The 18,489-nt window shown below is 71.8% G+C and carries 14 protein-coding genes; 5 read left to right on the plus strand and 9 right to left on the minus strand.

The window, feature by feature from the left end; translation table 11 throughout:
• From ACFWAR_RS07220 to ACFWAR_RS07245, 6 genes are all read right to left on the minus strand, one after another.
• Positions 1-1,515 (minus strand): Wzz/FepE/Etk N-terminal domain-containing protein, encoded by a 1,515-nt coding sequence (locus ACFWAR_RS07220; protein ID WP_385773978.1) that lies wholly within the window; start codon positions 1,513-1,515, stop codon positions 1-3.
• Positions 1,512-2,879, minus strand: coding sequence for a polysaccharide biosynthesis protein (locus tag ACFWAR_RS07225; protein WP_385773980.1), 1,368 nt, complete (start codon positions 2,877-2,879; stop codon positions 1,512-1,514). The genes ACFWAR_RS07220 and ACFWAR_RS07225 overlap by 4 nt, the downstream gene beginning before the upstream one ends.
• The gene (locus tag ACFWAR_RS07230; protein ID WP_385773981.1) at positions 2,872-4,143 is read right to left on the minus strand and encodes a glycosyltransferase family 4 protein; all 1,272 of its coding nucleotides are present in this window, start codon (positions 4,141-4,143) and stop codon (positions 2,872-2,874) included. The genes ACFWAR_RS07225 and ACFWAR_RS07230 overlap by 8 nt, the downstream gene beginning before the upstream one ends.
• On the minus strand, positions 4,133-5,449 hold the full coding sequence (locus tag ACFWAR_RS07235; RefSeq protein WP_385773983.1) for a nucleotide sugar dehydrogenase: 1,317 nt from the start codon (positions 5,447-5,449) through the stop codon (positions 4,133-4,135). The genes ACFWAR_RS07230 and ACFWAR_RS07235 overlap by 11 nt, the downstream gene beginning before the upstream one ends.
• A gap of 73 nt (positions 5,450-5,522) precedes the next feature.
• On the minus strand, positions 5,523-7,001 hold the full coding sequence (locus ACFWAR_RS07240) for a sugar transferase (protein WP_385773985.1): 1,479 nt from the start codon (positions 6,999-7,001) through the stop codon (positions 5,523-5,525).
• A 1,149-nt stretch (positions 7,002-8,150) separates the two neighbouring features.
• Positions 8,151-9,125, minus strand: a complete 975-nt coding sequence (locus ACFWAR_RS07245; RefSeq protein ID WP_385773987.1) for an alpha/beta fold hydrolase — start codon at positions 9,123-9,125, stop codon at positions 8,151-8,153.
• Between the two features lie 273 nt (positions 9,126-9,398).
• Between ACFWAR_RS07245 and ACFWAR_RS07250 the strand changes: the two genes are divergently transcribed.
• Positions 9,399-9,554 carry a DUF6131 family protein gene (locus ACFWAR_RS07250; protein WP_385773989.1) on the plus strand — a complete coding sequence of 52 codons (156 nt, stop codon included), beginning with the start codon at positions 9,399-9,401 and terminating at the stop codon, positions 9,552-9,554.
• Between the two features lie 81 nt (positions 9,555-9,635).
• The gene (locus ACFWAR_RS07255) at positions 9,636-10,004 is read left to right on the plus strand and encodes a PRC-barrel domain containing protein (protein WP_385773991.1); all 369 of its coding nucleotides are present in this window, start codon (positions 9,636-9,638) and stop codon (positions 10,002-10,004) included.
• 106 nt (positions 10,005-10,110) lie between these two features.
• On the opposite strand, the gene ACFWAR_RS07260 is transcribed toward ACFWAR_RS07255, so the two are convergent.
• Positions 10,111-10,848, minus strand: coding sequence for a VOC family protein (locus ACFWAR_RS07260; RefSeq protein ID WP_385774163.1), 738 nt, complete (start codon positions 10,846-10,848; stop codon positions 10,111-10,113).
• 266 nt (positions 10,849-11,114) lie between these two features.
• On the opposite strand from ACFWAR_RS07260, the gene ACFWAR_RS07265 reads away from it, so the two are divergent.
• Entirely contained in the window at positions 11,115-11,972 is an 858-nt protein-coding gene (locus ACFWAR_RS07265) for a class II glutamine amidotransferase (RefSeq protein ID WP_385773993.1), read from the plus strand.
• Between the two features lie 33 nt (positions 11,973-12,005).
• Here ACFWAR_RS07265 and ACFWAR_RS07270 read toward each other — a convergent pair whose 3' ends face one another.
• Positions 12,006-14,324: a macro domain-containing protein gene (locus ACFWAR_RS07270; RefSeq protein WP_385773994.1), complete on the minus strand. Its 2,319-nt coding sequence runs from the start codon at positions 14,322-14,324 to the stop codon at positions 12,006-12,008.
• A 259-nt stretch (positions 14,325-14,583) separates the two neighbouring features.
• Here ACFWAR_RS07270 and ACFWAR_RS07275 point away from each other — a divergent pair, with 259 nt between their 5' ends.
• The gene (locus tag ACFWAR_RS07275; RefSeq protein WP_385773995.1) at positions 14,584-15,984 is read left to right on the plus strand and encodes a M1 family metallopeptidase; all 1,401 of its coding nucleotides are present in this window, start codon (positions 14,584-14,586) and stop codon (positions 15,982-15,984) included.
• A gap of 102 nt (positions 15,985-16,086) precedes the next feature.
• On the opposite strand, the gene ACFWAR_RS07280 is transcribed toward ACFWAR_RS07275, so the two are convergent.
• Positions 16,087-17,328, minus strand: coding sequence for a serine hydrolase domain-containing protein (locus ACFWAR_RS07280; RefSeq protein WP_385773996.1), 1,242 nt, complete (start codon positions 17,326-17,328; stop codon positions 16,087-16,089).
• A gap of 400 nt (positions 17,329-17,728) precedes the next feature.
• Here ACFWAR_RS07280 and ACFWAR_RS07285 point away from each other — a divergent pair, with 400 nt between their 5' ends.
• The gene (locus ACFWAR_RS07285; protein ID WP_385773998.1) at positions 17,729-18,346 is read left to right on the plus strand and encodes a hypothetical protein; all 618 of its coding nucleotides are present in this window, start codon (positions 17,729-17,731) and stop codon (positions 18,344-18,346) included.
• Positions 18,347-18,489: the final 143 nt, after the last annotated feature.

Here is an 18,489-nt window from a genome sequence, read left to right on the forward strand (position 1 = left end):
CTACCGCGCTTCCTGGTCGATGTCCGGTACTCGTGCCCATGACTGCAGCTCCGTCGGCGCCCGTTCCGTCCCGTTCTGCCGGGCCGGTCGCTCGCTCCGGCCGCGTGGCGCGGACCGCGGCCCGTCCCACAGCGTGCCGTCGGTCCGGTCCCGCGGATCGGGATCGATCAGCACCACGCCGACCACCGGTATGCGCTGGTCCGCGAGTTGTCGCGCCACGGTGTGCAGCCAGGCCACGCTGCCGTGGCCGGCGCGCACGACCAGGACGGTCTGGGTGCCCAGGTACTGGAGGTCGGTCCACGCGGTGCCGGGCGCCACCGAGCCGACCCCGATCCGGCGCCCCTGGTGCGACTCGGCCGCGCCGCCCCCGCCGCTGACCACGGTGGGGTCGCCCGGCTTCGGCTTGCGGCCCGAGAGCTGCGAGCCCGGCAGACCGTCGACGACGACCACCGGTTCCTGCGCCCCCAGCGCCCCGGCGAGGTCCAGGGCGATCAGGCTCGCACCGCGCGCGCAGCCCAGCTCCAGCAGGGACAGGGGCTCCGCGGAGCCGCGCACGGTACGCGCCAGGGACGCGGTGAGCCGTTCGCGCGCCGCCCGGATCCGCTTGCGCCGCCACAGCCACGGCGACCGGCGGGGGAGCTCCGAGATGATCGAGGCGCCGAGGCTCCCCGCGATGTCGCGCCGCAGCACCGGCCGGTCCGCCACCACCGTGCCGATCGCGGCCACCACCAGCCCGAGGACGAGCCCGAGGACGAGCCCCACCGCGGCGTTGGTCGCGGCGGTCTTGGGCAGGGAGACCCGCACCGTGCGCGGCGCGTCCACGACCTGCGTGCCCGAGATGAGCTGCGGGGTGCCGACGCGCGCCTCCGCGGCCCGCTGGCCGAAGTCGGTGATCCGCGCCGTCAGTTCGGCCCGACGGGCGTACAGCGACTCCGTGTTCGCCGAGGCCTTCGGCCCGCTCTGCTGCGGGGCGTCCCCGATCGACTTGTTGACCTGGGCGAGCTCGGTCTGCATGCGGTCGCGCTGATCGAGCAGCGTCTTGGCCTCCGCGTCCGCGGTCGCCTGGATGCGCTGCACGTGGTCCGCGACGAAGGCCTCGGCCAACGCCTTGGCCCGGGCCACCGCCTGCGCGTCGCTCTCACCCGTGACGGTGATCTGCAGCAGGTTGTTGGTCAGCCCGATGCCCGCGTAGTCCTTCATGAAGTCTTCCGGCGTCTGCGCCGACTTCAGGGACTTCAGGGCCCTGCCCGCGATCTGCGTCGTCTGCAGCAGCGCGGCGTCGGTGCGGATCAGCGTCCCCGGGTCGTTCGGCTGGTCCGCCTGGTGCGCGACCAGCACCTTCGTCACCGCGGTCGGCGGCGGCGGCATCAGCACCGCGACGGCCGCGCCCAGGAGCATCCCCAACAGTGCCATGGAGGACCAGAGGCGGCGGCGCCTGCGCACCGCGACCACCAGCGCCTGCAGGTCCAGCAGCGGAGCCGCGGCCGACGGCTCGGAACCCGTACTCGTCGTCACCCTGAACGTCCTGCCGTGTCGTAGTCAACCGCGCTCGCCGATGTGATGTCGTCCGAAGGGTCCCCGGCGGACCGCGCCGGACGGGCCCGGACCACGTCGGCGAGCACCGCGCCGACGACCTCCTGCTCGGCGTCCGCGCACGCCCCCGCGATACCGGTGAGTTCCCCCGCGGTCCAGCTGCCCGCGCTGAGGACGACCAGCGCGCCGTACTCCTCGCCGCCGTCCGGCAGCATCGGCCGGGACACCGGGACCTCCACCACCCGCAGCGGCGGAGCGCCCCCGGCCTCGGCGGCGAGCTGTTCAGCGGCCCGCCGCGCGACCCCGTCGCCCTCCGGAACCACCAGTAACAGCCTTGCCGTAGACGGTAGTTGCTCATTCAGACGGGCACACACCCGCCGGTAGCGCAGCTGTCGGCTGGCCTCGTCGCCGGAGGCCTGCGGAGGCGGGGCGTCCCACCGGACGTCCAGGCCCAGCAGCCCGCGGATCCGGGCCCGCGAGCCACCGTCCTTCGCCCCGCGCGCGACGGCCTCGCCCGGTACGTCGACGCTGCCCAGCACCGTCGCACCCAGCGCCGCGGCGATCTCCGCCTCGCCGCGCAGCCGGCGGCTCATCCGGGCGGCGGCCAGATGACCGATGACCCCGACGAGGAAGAACAGCAGCGCCCCACCGACGATGAGCTGCATCCGCGTCGGCGGTGCCTCGCCCGTCGGCCGGACCGCCGCGCCCATGACGACCATGTTGGCCTTGCCCGCGGCCGGGTTGACCTGGTCCAGCTTGGTCACGGCCTCCTGCAGCGCGGTGCGCAGCTTCGCCAGCTCCGTGCGGGTCTGCACGCTCTCCACCGACTGCCCCGGACCGGTCGCATCGGCCAGCTCGTTGATGCGGCGGCTGGTCTGCACCACCATCTGGCGCAGCGCCTCGGGCTGCGACGCCGCCTCGGGGTCGGCGCCCGCGCCCGCTATCCGCGCCGCGAACGAGACGAACTGCTGCGCCACCTGGTCGGCGAGCTTCTGCGCGCGCTCCGGGGTGTCCGCCGTGCCCGCGATGTTGATGATGTTCCCGTCGGAGGCGGTGGCGGTCACCTGCTCCCGCAGCTGCCGGCCGCTCACCCCGGGCCAGCGCAGGGTGGCCGCCGCGCGGTCGACCACCACCGAACTGGTGGCGATCTGCGCCTGGGTCATCAACTCGCGCTCCTGCCACGCCCCCGGCAGCAACACCGACGCGGACGTCGTGTAGCGGGCCGGGAACAGCATGGAGGTGCCGTAGCCGAGCAGCGCACCCACCACCGTGAGGATGGTGAGCAGCCGCCAGCGCCTACGGGTAATCCGGCCGATCGTGACCAGCCGTATCGTGTCATCACTCAACGGTGCGGTCTCCCTCGTGCCCGTGCCGTGCGCCCGCCACCGGCACCGGACCGCGGTCCCGGCAGGCGCGGGCGTAGGCGGCGAGCAGCGATGCCTGCGAGTTCCGCCAGGCGAGCGGACCGCCGATCCGCTCCTGGCCGATCTTCCCCATCCGGGTCCGCTTCTCCGGGTCGTCCAGCAGCAGCGCGATGAGCCGGGCGAACTCGGCCTCGTCGTTCGCGGGTGCGTAGACGGCGGCCTCGGCCGCGGAGACCCGCGCTTCGCGGAGGTCGAAGGAGACGATCGGGCGGCCCATCACCATGTACTCGAGGACCTTGTTCATGGTGGACACGTCATTGAGCGGATTGTGCGGATCGGGGGAGAGGCAGACGTCCGCGGTGGAGAGGTAGCGCGCCAGGTCGGCGTCGGGTATGCGACCGGTGAACTGCACGTGCTCCGAGAGCCCGAGCGTGCGGGACAGCTCCACCATGGCGTCGAAGGTGTCGCCGCCGCCGATGAACACCGCGTGCCAGTCCGTCCGTCCGAACTGGTCGCGCAGCTTCGCCAGCGAGCGCAGGGCGTAGTCGACGCCGTCCTGCGGGCCCATGACGCCGAGGTAGCACAGCAGATGGGGCTTGCCCTTCTTCAACTCCTCCTCGGCCGGTACCGGTTGGAACCGCTTGGTGTCGGGCGCGCTGCGGACCACGAAGACGTCCGACGGCTTCCGGCCGCCGCGCGCCAGCGCGACGTCCCGGTAGCTCTCGTTCGTGGCGAGCACGACGTCCGCGGCCCGGTAGGTGCGCCGCTCCAGCGCGCACACCGCGCGGTAGAGCAGGTCCTTGCCCCGGTTGAACCGGGAGAGGTACAGCTCGGGCACCAGGTCGTGCTGGTCGAAGACGAACCGCGAACCGCGCCGCTTCAACCACAGGGCGGGCAGGAACAGCAGGTCCGGCGGGTTGCAGGCGTGCACCACGTGGACGGGGCCGACCTTGCGGGCCAGGCGCAGCGTGTGCCACAGCGCCGTGCCGTACTCGCGCAGGTATCCGGCGGGCCCGCCGGTGGCGGCGCGCAGCGGGTAGCGGTGGATCCGCACCCCGTCGATCTCGACCTCGGGCTCGGTGTCCCGCTTCTCGCCCTGGGGGCAGATGACGTGCACGGTCCACCCCGCGTCGCGCAGGGTCGTGCACTCCTGCCACACCCGCCGGTCGAAGGGGACCGAGAGGTTCTCCACCAGGATCAGCGCGCGTCGGCCCCGGCCGACGCCGCCGCTCGCGTTACCAAGCAAGGCCCACGTATCCCGGTTCGGCCCGGCGCACGTCGGCGTCGGGGAGGTGGACGAGGTCGATGATCACGGGGCCGTCGCCGTGCGGCAGGGCCGAGAGCACGGCCGGGTCGCCGGTCCCCACCAGGCACACCTCGGCGTGGTCGAGCACCTCGTCGACGGACTCCGCGAGGAGCTTGGCGAGGTGCGGCAGCCGCGTCTCGACGTACTCCCGGTTCGCGCCGAGCAGCCGGGAGAGGTTCACGTTGGGGTCGTAGATCCGCAGGTCGTACCCCTTGCCGAAGAGCCGCTCCGCCAGCTCGACGAGCGGGCTCTCGCGCAGGTCGTCGGTGCCGGGCTTGAAGGACAGCCCGAAGATGCCCACCCGGCGCTTGCCGGTGGCCTCGACCAACTCCACCGCCCGCCGCAGGTGTTCGGCGTTGGACGGCAGGACGTGGGCGAGGATCGGCACCGCGACGTCGGCCTGCTGCGCCGCGTGGACCAGACTGCGCAGGTCCTTGGGGAGGCAGGAGCCGCCGAAGGCGAAGCCGGGCCGCAGGTAGGCCGGGCTGATGTTCAACTTGCGGTCGGCCAGGAACACGTCCATCACCTGGTACGAGTCCACCCCGAGCGCCTGGCAGATGGAGCCCAGCTCGTTCGCGAAGCCGATCTTGAGGCCGTGGAACGCGTTGTCCGCGTACTTGATGGCCTCCGCGGTCGGGATCGGCACCCGGAACACCTCGCCCGGCAGCCCGTCGTACAGCGCCGCGACCACGTCACCACTGGCCTCGTCGATCTGCCCGATGACCGTCTTGGGCGGGTCGAAGAAGTCCCGCACGCTCGTGCCCTCGCGCAGGAACTCCGGGTTGACCGCGACGCCGAAGTCCACGCCGGCCGTCCCGCCGGCGTGCTTCTCCAGGATCGGCACCAGCAGGTTCAAGCAGGTGCCCGGCAGCATGGTGCTGCGGAACACGACGGTCTGCCGCCCGCCGCGCTCGGCCACCGCGGCACCGATCTCCTCGGTGACCCGCTCCAAGTAGGTGGTGCACAGACTGCCGTTGGGCTCCGAGGGCGTGCCGACGCAGACCAGCGACACGTCGCTGTTCATGATCGCCTCGCGGACGTCGCCGGTGGCGCGCAGCGCCCCGCTGCGCACGACCTCGGCGATGAGCTCGCCGATCTTCTCCTCGACCACCGGGGCCTTGCCGGCGTTGACCAGGTCGACCTTCACCTGGCTGACGTCGACGCCGATGACCTCGTGGCCCAGACTGGCCAGGCACGCGGCTGACACGCAGCCCACGTAACCGAGACCTAAGACACTGACCTTCATGACCCGTTCCTCCCCCTCAACAGGCCCTCTTGGCCTGCCAACCGCCCACTGACCTGACTGAACCCGCCGCGCATCAGTACGCCCCCTGCCCCTGGAGCACCGCGCGGAGGGTCTTCCACAAAATCACCGTGTCGAGGGCGAGCGACCAGTCCTCCACGTACCGGAGGTCCAACCGCACCGCCTCCTCCCACGGCAGGTCACTGCGCCCGCTCACCTGCCAGAGGCCGGTGAGACCGGGCTTGACCAACAGCCGCCGCCGGATGTCCGGGCCGTAGGCGGCGGACTCCTCCGGGAGCGGGGGTCGCGGACCGACGAGCGACATCGAACCGGTGAGCACGTTGAAGAGCTGCGGGAGCTCGTCGATCGAGTACCGGCGCAGCACCGTGCCCACCCGGGTCACCCGCGGGTCCCGGCGGAGCTTGAACAACAGGCCCGCGCCTTCGTTGCGGTCGGCCAGTTCCGCCCGCGTCCGGTGGGCCCCGGCGACCATGGTGCGGAACTTGACGATGGTGAACTCGCGGCCGTCCTTGCCCACCCGGCGCTGGTAGTAGAGCACCCCGCCCCGGCTGTCCAGCAGGACGAGGGCCCCGACGAGCAGCATGAGCGGCGCGAAGAGCATCAACAGGAGCGCCGCGCCCATGCGGTCGACGACCTCCTTGATCGCCCGACGACCACCGGTGAAGATCGGCATCGTGACCCGCAACAGCGGGATCCCGAGAACCCCGTCGACGTGCAGCCGCGGGCCGGCCACCTCCATGAGCACGGGCGCCACCACCATGTCGGCGTCGCTGCCCTCGAGGTTCCACGCCAGTCGCTGGAGCCGGTTCGGCGACCAGTGCGGGTCCGGTGTGACCGCGACGACGCGGTAGCCGTCGCGCTGCACGTGGCTCGGTACGTCCGACAGGCGTCCCACGACCGGTACTCCGGCCAGCTGGTCACCGTCGAAGCCGAGACCGTCCGGCGTGCACACCGCGTCCACCCGCCAACCGAGGTGCGGGAACTTGCGCACTCTGGTGATCAGGTCGAGCACGGTGGCCGGGCTGCCGGCGGCGAGCACCGGCCGCAGGCAGCGGCCCTCCTTGCGCTGCTTGTGCAACCACAGGCGCAGCACGTAGCGGGCGATCATGGTGACGACCGCGATCGCGGGGGTCGCCACGAAGATCCAGAGCTTGATGTTGGTGGAGGTGAGGGCGATCCCGCCGAGCGCCAGCACGACGGCCGTCGCGAACAGCGAGCGCCCGAGCCGGCGGAACTCCTCGGCGCCCTGGCCGAGTACGGCCGGCGCCCACGACCGGCCGACCGTCATGGAGGCCAGCACCAACAGCTCGGTGCCGAATGCGAGGATTCCCCATTTCTCATGCCAGTTGGCCGCGTCCCTGGCCCCGAAGAAGGCGCCGATGGCGGTGACGACGACCGCTGTCGTCACCGTGTCGGTGGTGATGACGGTCCGTCGGTACCGCTGCTCCCAGTCCATGGCGGGGCGACTGATAGACCCGTTCGCCGACCGCCCGCGCGCTGCCGGAAACGGGCTGGCTAATTCCCTCTGCTGCACAGGACCCCCCCAGGTCGCCAGTGCTCCGGCTTCTTTGCCTCGCACTGTTTAATCCCACGGGAGGACCCGCCCCCCGAATGTGGCATATCAGGTATTGCAGCTTTGCTTCGACACTCATCTACGGGTGGCGGACCCGCATGTTCTACCAGAGTCGCGAGGTGTGCGGGAAGTCGTAGAAGTCCCGGATGTTCCCTGCGCCCCCCTCGAGCTCAAGGAATCGATCACTGTCACGTCCGGCGCAGAGGATACGGCAGCCGGCTGTGTGTCGCTGTGTGTCGCACCAAAACAATAGATCGTCATTTGTCGCCCGGTGTCCAAGTATCTGGAGCACGCGGGTCAATCTAGACCATCGCAGGCCGTCCGGAGAGGTGATGTGTACAAGTTGCGGTCAAGCTGCGAAGACGGCGCCATCCGCGGGTCTCCCTCCGAGGGTCCCCTGGTGACAGGCGCATGCCGTGTGACCTGTGAGGACGTCGATCAGCAAGTGGCGGATGGGATGGCCGAATCCCTACCCTGCCCGCCTGATGGATGATCACGAACCGGCAACACACGGCGCGTTGCTCGTACTCGTGTCCGCTCCGGGTCGTGGATCACGGTCCACCGGCGGCCGACGGGGCCGTCCCGGGCGCGCGGAGGTGCGCCGAACTCCCGCGCAGCGGGCGGATGTCGGGGGCCGGTCGCGCCGGAGTGTCGGGACGGGCTCCGGCGTGGTCGCGATCCGGCTTCCGGCACGTCTGTGCGAGAGACGTAGGTCTGGACCACGGGGAGCTCTCGGCGCGGCCCTTTTCCTCCCGGCCCCGACGTGTTCACGTGCAAGCAATGCGCCGGTTGCAATCACGCGGTCCCGGCGAGAATTCCCGTGCCTGGACCTCGCCGCATTCGACCTGTGGGGGACGGGGATTTGCTCCCAAGAAATCCTGCGTCACCCATCGGGATATCCGGGGAAAGGCGGCGCGGAATCGCGGGGCGCTAGGCGGTCGGCGGACATCGCCGCGGCGTGCGACCGACCTCGACGCGCACCGTGGCGCAGGCGAGGGGATGCGGTGAATCGAGATGCGCGCACGGTGCGGGACTTTGCCCGGCCGATCGATAGCGCGGCATTCCGCTTTGATTTCCAACTGCCAATCGGCAGCCGCTCGGGAGCCGGTCCTACAGGGTGGCGAGCCAGTCGGTCAGGAGCCGGTTGGTCTCGGTCGGCCGCTCCTGCTGGATCCAGTGACCGCAGCCCTCCAGGACGCGTGAGGAGGTGAGCCCGGGCAGCGTCGTGCGGTGGGCCTCGATCGCCGCCGCCAGCCAGCTGGTGGCAGCGTCGCGGGCGCCGCCGATGTACAGCGAGGGCTGGGGGAGGGGGGCTCCGTCGAAGCCGGCCATGTCGTCCCAGTCGCGGTCCATGTTCCGGTACCGGCTCAACGCCCCGCGCAGGCCGGTCCGCTCGAACTCCCCGGCGTAGAAGTCGAGGTCGCCCTCCCCGAGCCAGGCCGGCGCCCGGTCGGCGGGGAAGCGCTCGCGCAGGGTTCCGCCCCGGCGGACGAAGTGCGGGGCGGGTGCGCCGACCGCGGGCATGGTGTCGCCGGACAGGGCGGCGTAGAACCCCGCGAGCCAGCCGCGCACGTCGGGCTCGATCTCGCCCTCCGCCCGGCCGGGCTCCTGGAAGTAGGAGATGTAGAACTCCTCCTCCCCGCCCATCCGCGCGAAGAGCTCGCTCGGCCTCGGCCCGCCGCGCGGGGCGTAGGGAATGCTGAGCAACCCCACCGCGCGGAAGAGGTCGGGCCGGACCAGGGCCGAGGTGGCGGCGATGGACGCGCCCCAGTCGTGCCCGATGACGACGGCCGACCGTTCGCCCAGGGCCTCCACCACCGCGGCGTTGTCCGCCACCAGCTCCGACATCCGGTAGGCGTCCGTCTCGTGGGGGGCCGAGGAGCGACCGTAGCCGCGCACGTCGATCGCGACCGCGCGGTACCCGGCGGCGGCCAGCGCGGGGAGCTGGTGGCGCCAGGAGTACCAGGACTCGGGGAAGCCGTGCACGAGGAGGACGAGCGGCCCGGCGCCCTGCTCCACCAGGTGGATCCGGCCCGCGGGCGAGGGGACCAGGCGGTGGGTGACGTCCAGGGCCAGCGGTGACATGGATCCTCCAGGTGCTCGACCCCCCGGTGTGGAGATCGTTTGGTTGATCATCGCGGGAGCGGCGGGGCGAGCGCGAGTCACAGGGTCCCCTCGCGGGGGCCGGGAGGGGCCGGGAGGGGGCCGCGGACGGGACCGGGGCGGGACCGCGGGCGGGGCCGCGAAGGATCAAGGACGCGTACGGCGATAAAGGCGGTGTTCGGGGGTAGACGCGGGCCGAAGCGCCACGGCGGAGCGAACGCCCCGTCGTGTTCCCCACCTGAGAGCGAGGGCACCATGCTTGCCGTCGGGCTTATCCTCCTGATCATCGGGTTCCTGACCGGAATCTCCATCCTCTGGACCATCGGCGTCATCCTGCTGGTGGTGGGAGCCGTCCTGTGGATCATGGGCTCGGTCGGACACGCCGTCGGCGGCCGACGCCACTACTGGTAGTCGGTGCGCACCCGTGCTGCCGCACCCCACCCACCCCACCCCTGCCACCACCACCTGCCTACCGGAGGAGTTGTTCTTCGCGTGACGGAGCACGTATGGAGCTACACGTCGGCCTCGGGCCACCTGGCCGGCACGGACCTGACCGGATTCAAGGTCGAGGCGACCGACGGGACGATCGGCAAGGTCGACAAACACTCGGACGAGGTCGACGACTCCTACCTGGTCGTGGACACCGGAGTCTGGATCTTCGGCAAGGAGGTGCTGCTCCCGGCGAGCCGGGTCGTCAGCATCGACCCGGAGGAACGCATCGTGTTCGTGGACCGGACGAAGGGGCAGATCAAGGACGCCCCCGAGTTCCACCGGGACGAGCACCTCGGCGACCCGCGCTACCGGGACGCGCTGAGCACCTACTACGGGACCGGATTCCCCTTCGGCCTCCCGCCGATCTGACCGGCACGGGCAGCGAGGGTGCCGATGAGCGGGCACGGTGCGCACGAGCACGGGCAGCGGGCCCGGACTCCCTGAGTCCGGGCCCTCAGTCCGCGCGGCCCCGGACTCAGGCCGCAGGGTCCTGCGGAGCCACCACCGTGAACAGCGCCCCCTCGGCATCGGCCAGTACGACCGACCGGCTGGTGGTCGAGGACTGCACGGGGGAGGCCGTCCTGCCGCCCAGGCGGGTGGCGGCCCCGATCGCGGCCTCCAGGTCCGGCACCCGGAAGTGCACGTGCCAGCGCGGCCGTACCTGAGGGTCCGGATCCTCGTCGAGCGCTCCGCCGCTGATGCGGGCGACGGCGTCCCGGCCGTGGCGCAGGACGACGTGGTCGTGCTCGTAGGAGACCGTGCAGCAGCCCGCCGGTTCGCCGGCCCAGTCCAGGATCTCGCCGTAGAAGATGGCCGCGGCGAAAGCGTCGCGCGTACGCAGTTCCAACCACGCGGGGGCGCTGTCGTGACCCACGCTCCAGTCGGGGATGACCTTGCCCTGCCAGAAGCCGAAGGCGGCCCCCGCCGGGTCCGAGGCCAGCCCGGCCCGCCCCGTGCCGAAGGGCAGGGGGCCCACCGCCATCGTGGCCCCGCGCTCCCGGATCCGGTCCGCCGTGACGTCGACGTCCTCGACGGCGAAGTACGGCGTCCAGGCCACCGGCACGCCCAGACTGCCGGCCAGCGCGCCGATACCGGCGACCGGCGCCCCGCCCTGGAAGGCGACCGAGAAGCCGTCGCCGAGGCGGGTGGGGCGGAAGTCCCACCCGAGCACGGCGCCGTAGAAGCCCTGCGCGGAAACGAGGTCCCGGGCCATCAGGCTCACCCAGCACGGCGCACCGGACATCTCATGGCTCGATGTCGACACAGCTGCCCACCTCATCTGCCGGACACGGCTACGGGACCCTTCCACGGTAGACCCGTCGGCCGCGCCCGTCGGCGAGGCACGGGCAGCGCCCACCCGTACGTACGAGTGGCTCCGCGGAGGATGGCCCACCGGGGTATCCCCGCGGTGTGCCGGGCCCCGCGCCGGACCCGGCGCGGGGTTAGGCTCGGGACGGGGCGGGAGGAAGGGAAGGGCCCATGTGCCGCTGGCTCGCCTACTCGGGTTCGCCCATGCTCCTCGACGCCGTGCTCTACCGCCCCGAGCACTCGCTGATCAACCAGAGCCTCCACGCCCGGATGGGCGCCGAGGCGACCAACGGCGACGGCTTCGGCATCGGCTGGTACAGCGCGGACGGCGACGGCACCCCGGCGATCTTCCGGGACATCGCACCGGCCTGGAACAACCGCAACCTGCGCGAGCTGGCCGCCCACGTCCGCTCCCCGCTGTTCTTCGCCCACGTACGCGCCTCGACGGGCTCGGCCGTGCAGCAGACCAACTGCCACCCCTTCCGCCACGGGCGCTGGCTGTGGATGCACAACGGAGCCATCGCGGAGTTCCACCGGCTCCAGCGGGACCTGTGCATGGCCGTCGACCCGGCGCTCTTCCCGTCCATCGAGGGGTCCACCGACTCCGAGGTGATGTTCTACCTGGCGGTCACCTTCGGGCTCGACCAGGACGTCCCCGGCGCGGTGGCCAGGATGGCGGGGCTGGTGGAGCGGCTCGGCAAGGAGCACGGGGTACCGGAACCGCTCCAGATGACCGTGGCGGTCAGCGACGGAGCACGCGTCTGGGCGTTCCGCTACTCCAGCATGGGGAAGTCCCGCTCGCTCTTCTACAGCAGCCGCGCCGAGACCGTCCGCCACCTGCACCCGGAGCTGGACTACCTCCGCGAGATCTCCGACGAGACGCGCATCGTGGTCTCCGAGCCGCTGGGAGACCTGCCCGGGGTGTGGAACGAGCTTCCCGAGGCCAGCTACACCGTGATCCCCGCCGCTCCGGGAACGGACTACCTCCCCTTCCTCCCCGAGCTCCCGGACGCCACCCGACTGCCCTGACGGACCGGCGGCCGAGGAGGTACCGGGGCCGGATCAGGACAGTACGGGCGGCGCGTCCGTCTCGGCCAGCCGGACCGTGCACAGGCCGCCGCGCTCGCTCTTGACGTCCGTCACCTTGAGCTGCGTGCCCGGCGCGAGGATGTACTCCTCCTCCCCGGTGAAGGCGGAGAAGTTCCGGATGCCGACCGCCCGGGTGGAGGTCACCTCGAAGAGCGTCCGCTTGCCGCGGCTGCCCAGGAAGGACCGGGCCACCTTCAGTTCGGAGGTGCAGGAGGAGACGCCCCACCAGGTCACCGTCCTGCCCACCGGATACTGCGCCCGCAGGTCCAACGACACGCCGCGCCACAGCGGCTGCGTGTGACCCGGCAGCCCGGACACCGCCGAGAACAGCAGGCGCAGGTACGGCAGGTAGGGGGTGACCCGGGTGCGGTCCGGCGAGCGCAGCACGGCATTGATCTCGCGGTAGAAGGCGGACTGGCAGGTGTAGAGGTAGAGCGCGGCGATCGCGTCGGCGGACAGGGTGGCGGACGTCTCGTCGGCCCGCCGCTTGCCGAAGTCGAGCGAGCGGTCGATGTGTCCGGTGATCCCGGACAGCACGCCGGCGACCGGGGCGACGGCGCCCTGGAAGTCCATCAGCGGAGTGTCGAACACACCGGTGATCGCGGGGAGGACCAGGCCCTCGTCCTTGACGCTGGTGAGTCGCTCCAGGTAGAGCTGGTGGAGGTTCATGGTCGTCTCGATGAAGGCGCCCATGCGCTGTGCCACGCCCCCGCCCGGCCCGCTCGCGCCACCGGCTCCCGCGTCCCACCCCTTGCTGGGCAGCCAGTCGATCGGTTCGGAGCCCAGGGACGCCAGGGCCTCGTTGACCATGGCGAAGTGGTCGCCCTCGCAGAAGAGGTCGCCCTGCGCCGCCGGGTTCGCGTGGTCGATGTGCCGGACCTCGACGTCCGGGTACTTCGCCTGGAGCCGCAGCACGACCTTCTTCAGGTTCCGGGCGTGCGCACCCCACCAGGCGAACACGACCCCGCGGTCCTCCTCGGCGGCGTCCTGCTTGGCCTTGAGGATCTCCTCGATGATCCGCTCGGCGACGGGCCGCCAGAAGGCCGTGTGCTGGTCGGCGCCCATCGCCCCGTCGCCGCTGGCGGTGAGCGCGGCGTTCAGCAGCAACACGCCCTGCGTGAGCATCGCCTGGAACCACTCCGGCGGCTGGACCGTGTCCCGCTCCTCCAACAGCGCGCGCACGTCCGCGATGGGCGTCTTCTTGGCGATGCCGTACTTCCACATCGCCGCCGCCTTGATGAGGCAGCGGATGCTGACGACCCGACCGAACTGGCTGTCCTTCCAGTCGTTGAAGGTGTTGTCGAACATGGCGATGCCGGTCGCGCTCTCCGCACGCGGGTACGGGTTCTGCCCGAAGGCGACGACCTTCCACTTGTGCGGCGGGTTCGGCTTGAGCGCCTGGAAGGTCAGCTCGCGGACCGGGACGACCTCGGGGCTGCGCCCCTTCCCGATGAACCGCTCCGCATCGGGCCGCGCTTCGATGACGGGCTTGAGGAGCGGGAGCCAGGGCTCACCACCACCGGCGAACAGCTCGGTGAGGGCCAGGGCGTCGTTCGGGTCGTTCGCGTCGGTCACGGGGGAGGAGCCTTCGGTAGCGGGAGCGGTCGTGGCGGGGCAGTCGCAGGGGGCGGCGGGCGCGGGCACCACGATGCGCACCCGCTCCTCGACGGGGGCGCTCTCGATGCCGTTCAACTGCGCGACGAGCGTGGCGCGCAGCTCGTCGTCGTCCTCGAAGCAGTGGTCGTGGAAGAGCGTGTACCCGGTCCACATCAGGTTGGCGCACACCCGGGCCGGCACCCGCCCGGTCTGCGCGCCCATCCCGACCAGCGCCACGGAACGGATGCTGCCCGGCGCCTTCCGGTTCTGCCGGTGGACGGCCTGGAAGGCGGCCGCGCAGGCCATGGCCACATTGAGCGTGGCACTCACGTTCTGCGAGGGCCCCACCATGGTCGGCGTCGATATCACGTAGCGGGGCACGGCCGCCCCGGACGGGACGCAGACCGCACTGCCCACCGGCAGCGTCCCGGCGAAGCGGTCGCGGATCGCCCGCTGCACGCGCACCTGGATGCCCGATCCCAGGTACCGCTTGATGACGGCGTCGACCCCACCGTCCATCCGGCCCCGGGAGTTGGTCGGGGTGACCCAGGCGTCGACGTCCTCGTCGAGGATCGAGCCGCGGCGGATCTCGATGCCGGGGGTGTCCGCGAAAGCCGCCCGCCACGCCTCCACCACGCGCTCGTTGACGTCTGTCAGCACCACTCTGAGCGCGGGCTGCGCACTGCTCTCGGTCATCGTCCACTCCTGACGGGAAATCGGCCCTGCCAACCCCCTGAACGTATCCCTGACCACTGACAACGCCCCCGCGGCCGACGCCGCGAACAGGCGTTGCGACTCGAACTCGCCCTCGCCGCAACCGCGTTGCGGGTGCGCCGCGCCCTGTGCAAGGCCGTGGGGGCCGCGTACCCTCGGCTGCGCGCCGGCCGCACGGGTCGCGCGGGCCGGGCGGGCCGGGCGGGCCGGGCCCGTTGGACCACGACCGCGGGGGCGGACCATGAGACGGACCGGGTACGCAGGGGTGGTCACGGCGTTCGCCGTGCTCGGCTCGCTGCTGGCGGGTGTCTGGAGCGGCGCCCCGGCCCGCGCCGCCACCGGGAACGGCGCCGAGCGCGCCGCCCCCTCCCGGCCCGCCTACCGCGTCGACCTGCGCGCGGACGCCACCGGCACCCGGTGGACCGGTCGGGAAACGGTGACCTTCGGGAACCGGTCCACCGAGCCGCTGCGCGAGATCCACGTCCGCCTCTGGGGCAACGGCGTCGACGGCTGCGGCACGCCGCAGGCGCCCTCCCCGGTGCGGATCGGCCGGGTGAGCGGCGGCGCGCCGAGCGACCCGTCGGTGGCGTGCAGCGCGGTACGGATCGTGCTGGCCGCGCCGCTGGCGCCCGGAGGGCGGGCCACCGTCGGCTTCGACGTCTCGATCACCGTCCCCGACCGGCTCCACCGCTTCGGGCGCGACGGCGACCACCGCTACCTCGGCAACGCCCTGCCGGTGCTGGCCGTGCGGGACGCGGCGGGCTGGCACCTGGACCCGCCGCTGGACCGGGGCGAGAGCTACTACACCCTGGCCTCGGACTTCGAGGTCGCCCTCGACCACCCGACCGCGTTGAAGGTCCCGGCGACGGGCGTCACCGCGGACCGCCCGGCCGGGCCCGGCCGCACCCTCACTACCAGCGTCGCGCGCCAGGTGCGGGACTTCGCGTGGGCGGCCGGGCCGTTCCGCAGCGGCGTGGCTACCTCGCCCGGTGGCGTCACGGTCCGCTCGTACTGGACGGCCGGCGCCCCGGACGCCTGGGTGGCGACCGCCCGCGCCGAAGCGGTCCGCGCCGTCGACGAGCTGGGGCGGCGCTTCGGCCGCTACCCCTACGGCGAGGTGGACGCGGTCATCAGCGACCGGTTCGCGCCGATCGGCAGCATGGAGTACCCCGGGTTGGTCCTGGTGTCCCTGGACGAGACCGGCGGCGGTGTGGTCCACGAGCTGGCCCACCAATGGTGGTACGGGATCGTCGGGAACGACGAGTACGCCTCCCCCTGGCTGGACGAGGCGTTCGCGACCTACTCGTCCGGCCTGCTGACCGGTGACCACGGCGAAGACTGCGCGGAGGGCGTCGCTTGGCAGGACGACACCCAGGCGGTCACCAATTCGATGGGCTACTGGGCCGCCCACGGGCCCGGTTGGACCCGGTACGTCTACTTCAACGGCGCGTGCGTGCTGCACGACCTGGAGCGGGTGCTGGGCGGCCCCGTGATGGCCGCGATGCTGAGGGAGTACGTGCGCGACCACTGGTACGGGGTCTCCACGACGGTGGAGTTCCAGCGGGCCGCGCAGGCGGTGACCCGCACCGACCTCACGTCGTTCTGGCGCGAACACCGCGTCCGCACGGGAACGACCACGTGACACGAACGTCGGCCCGACAGGGGCCGGCAGCCCCCGACGACCGGGGGCCGAGGACGCGGTGACGCCGCCCGGGGACCCGTGCGGGTCCCCGGGCGACGGGGGTCAGCGTCGTTCCGGCAGGTCCATCTCGGCGCGGGCCGGGGTGCGGTCGCGCTCCGGGGAGGCCGCCAGGCCGCGCGGGGCGACGTTGGACTTGGGCGCCGCGGGCTTGCCGCAGAACGCGGCCTCCAGCGTGCCGCCGAGGGCGGTGTTGGCGGCCCCGTCGTTGGAGGTGTTCGCCATCGCGGACAGGCTGCGCTTGCCGTCGCGCGTGGTGAAGGCGTAGGTGTAGAAGCCCTGCACGGTGCCGGTGTGACCGAACACCTGCGTACCGCACGACAGGTCGTAGCGCCGCAGGCCCAGGCCGTAGAACCGGGTGTTCGTCGCGTCCGTCGGGGTCACGGTGGTCATCAGGTCGAGCATCCGCTTGGGCAGCAGCTTCCCGCTGACGAGGCCGCTCATGAAGGTGTTCAGGTCGGCCGCGTTGGAGATCACCGCGCCGGCGGACTGCGCCCAGGACACCGTCTGTTCGGTGGAGTCGACCAGCGGGTTGCCGGCCTCGTCCGGGTGGAGGTAGCCGTGGGCGTGCTGACCGCGGATGGCCGTGTCGGGATGCACGTAGGAGGTGTTGCGCAGCTTCAGCGGCTTGATGATGCGGCGGTCGTACTCCTTCGCCACCGGCTTCCCGGTCACCTTCTCGATGATCATGCCGACGACCACGAAGTTGGTGTTGGAGTACTTGTACGAGACGCCGGGCTCGGTGGTGCGCGGCTCGGCGAGCGAGAGGTCGACCAGCTCCTGGTAGCTGAACACCTTGTTGCGCACGGCCTCGAAACCGGGAACGGTGTCCGCGAACATCACGTTCGTGTAGTCCGACAAGCCGCTGCGGTGGGTCAGCAGGTGACGCACCGTGATGCGGTCGTCCGGCAGCAGGCCCGGCAGGTAGTGGTTGACCGGGGTGTCCAGCTCGACCCGGCCCTCGGCCACCAGCTGGAGCAGCACGACGGAGGAGAACGTCTTGGAGACGCTGCCGATCCGGAACCGCGACCGCACGTCCATCGGGGTGTTCTCGGTGGTGTCCTGGAGGCCCAGGGTCTTGCTCTTGACCCCGTCCGGACCGCTGTAACGGGCCAGGGCGCCCGGCGCGCCGGCGTCCAGGGTGTTCTGAAGGGCCCTGGTCAGACCCTCCATGTCGGGCGACACCTGCGGGGATTCCGCCGCGATGGCGGGCAGGTCGGCCGGTGCGGCGTGGGCCGCGGTGGCCGGGACGACACCGGCCACTACGGCGAGCAGGGCAGCGCTCACGGCCAGGCGTCGTTCAATGGGGAGGCGCACGTATTCCTCGACTCAATGGGTGGGGGCAGGACATGCGGAAGCACGGCCACCGTGGGGGGACAACCCCGGACACGGCGAACATTCATGATGTTACGTAAGATCATCGGTCGTCGGGTACCCACTCCGGGTGAAATCGCTGCGCGGATCCCGTCACTCAGTGTTCTCGACCACGGGGTGGAACCCGCGCATCCGGGACGGACTCCCTTTTGATGCCCTTTGTCGTTTCAAGTCAGGAGGGGCGCAGATCAAGTCATCGTGGCCGCGGGTACGGCCGGTCGGGCCGCGGACACCCGATGCTGGGGCTGGGTCCCGCTCCTGCCGGGGTGGGGCCGTCGTGATCGAGACGGTGCACACGGGGAAGGGGACATTCATGGGGGTACGTTCACGGGTGCGCGGGGGCTGCGTCCTGTTGGGGGCCGTGGCGCTGGCGGTCGGTGCGGCCGCCGGTCCGGCGGTGGCCGCCGACCAGTGGCGGCCGAGGCCGGGCACGCTGTACATCTCGGACCTGCCCACGACCGAGTCGTGGCGCGCGAATCCGGTCGTGCGGGGCTGGGGCCAGGCGTACGGGTGTCTGGCGGGTTGGCCGGAGGGCAAGCCCGAAGTCAACGTCTGGAACCGGGACTTCACCACGGCGGAGACGGCGTTCGCGCAGCAGAAGGTGATCGCCTTCGCCACCGAGGCCGAGGCCATCGCCTACGCGGACGCGACCCGCCGGGACTTCGCCGACTGCGCGAGCCGCCCGCAGGAACCGGGGGTGACCGCGACCGGCATCGACCACGGCGTGGTGAACGTGGAGGAGGGCGCCACCCTCCAGGGGATGCACACCTTCAACGCCAATGCCCAGGAGCGGCCCGACTTCAACTACCTGTGGGGCGTGGGCCGCGACGGGGACACGGTCACGCTCGTCCTGTGGTCGAGCTACTGGGGCGAGCCGCCCGTGGCCGCGTGGAAGAACACCTTGAAGAAGGCCGTGACCAAGCTGTACTGAGCGGGGTGGACGAGCCGTACCGGGCGCCGGGGGGGGGCGCCGCGCGCCCCCCCCCCCCCCCCCCCCGCGAGGGGGGCGCCCCCGCGGGGGCCCCCCGGGGGGGGCCCGGGGCGGTTAAACAACAGAACCGGCCCCCCCCCCAA

It is taken from the genome of Streptomyces sp. NPDC059917, from assembly GCF_042730635.1.
In the GTDB taxonomy this organism is placed as follows: domain Bacteria; phylum Actinomycetota; class Actinomycetes; order Streptomycetales; family Streptomycetaceae; genus Streptomyces.

Bases quoted from the DNA above. Each gene is read 5' to 3' on its own strand.
- ACFWAR_RS07235 (WP_385773983.1), bottom strand. From the start codon at position 5,449: ATGAAGGTCAGTGTCTTAGGTCTCGGTTACGTGGGCTGCGTGTCAGCC.
- ACFWAR_RS07245 (WP_385773987.1), bottom strand. From the start codon at position 9,125: ATGTCACCGCTGGCCCTGGACGTCACCCACCGCCTGGTCCCCTCGCCC.
- ACFWAR_RS07250 (WP_385773989.1), top strand. From the start codon at position 9,399: ATGCTTGCCGTCGGGCTTATCCTCCTGATCATCGGGTTCCTGACCGGA.
- ACFWAR_RS07260 (WP_385774163.1), bottom strand. From the start codon at position 10,848: ATGGCCCGGGACCTCGTTTCCGCGCAGGGCTTCTACGGCGCCGTGCTC.
- ACFWAR_RS07265 (WP_385773993.1), top strand. From the start codon at position 11,115: ATGTGCCGCTGGCTCGCCTACTCGGGTTCGCCCATGCTCCTCGACGCC.
- ACFWAR_RS07270 (WP_385773994.1), bottom strand. From the start codon at position 14,324: ATGACCGAGAGCAGTGCGCAGCCCGCGCTCAGAGTGGTGCTGACAGAC.
- ACFWAR_RS07275 (WP_385773995.1), top strand. From the start codon at position 14,584: ATGAGACGGACCGGGTACGCAGGGGTGGTCACGGCGTTCGCCGTGCTC.
- ACFWAR_RS07285 (WP_385773998.1), top strand. From the start codon at position 17,729: ATGGGGGTACGTTCACGGGTGCGCGGGGGCTGCGTCCTGTTGGGGGCC.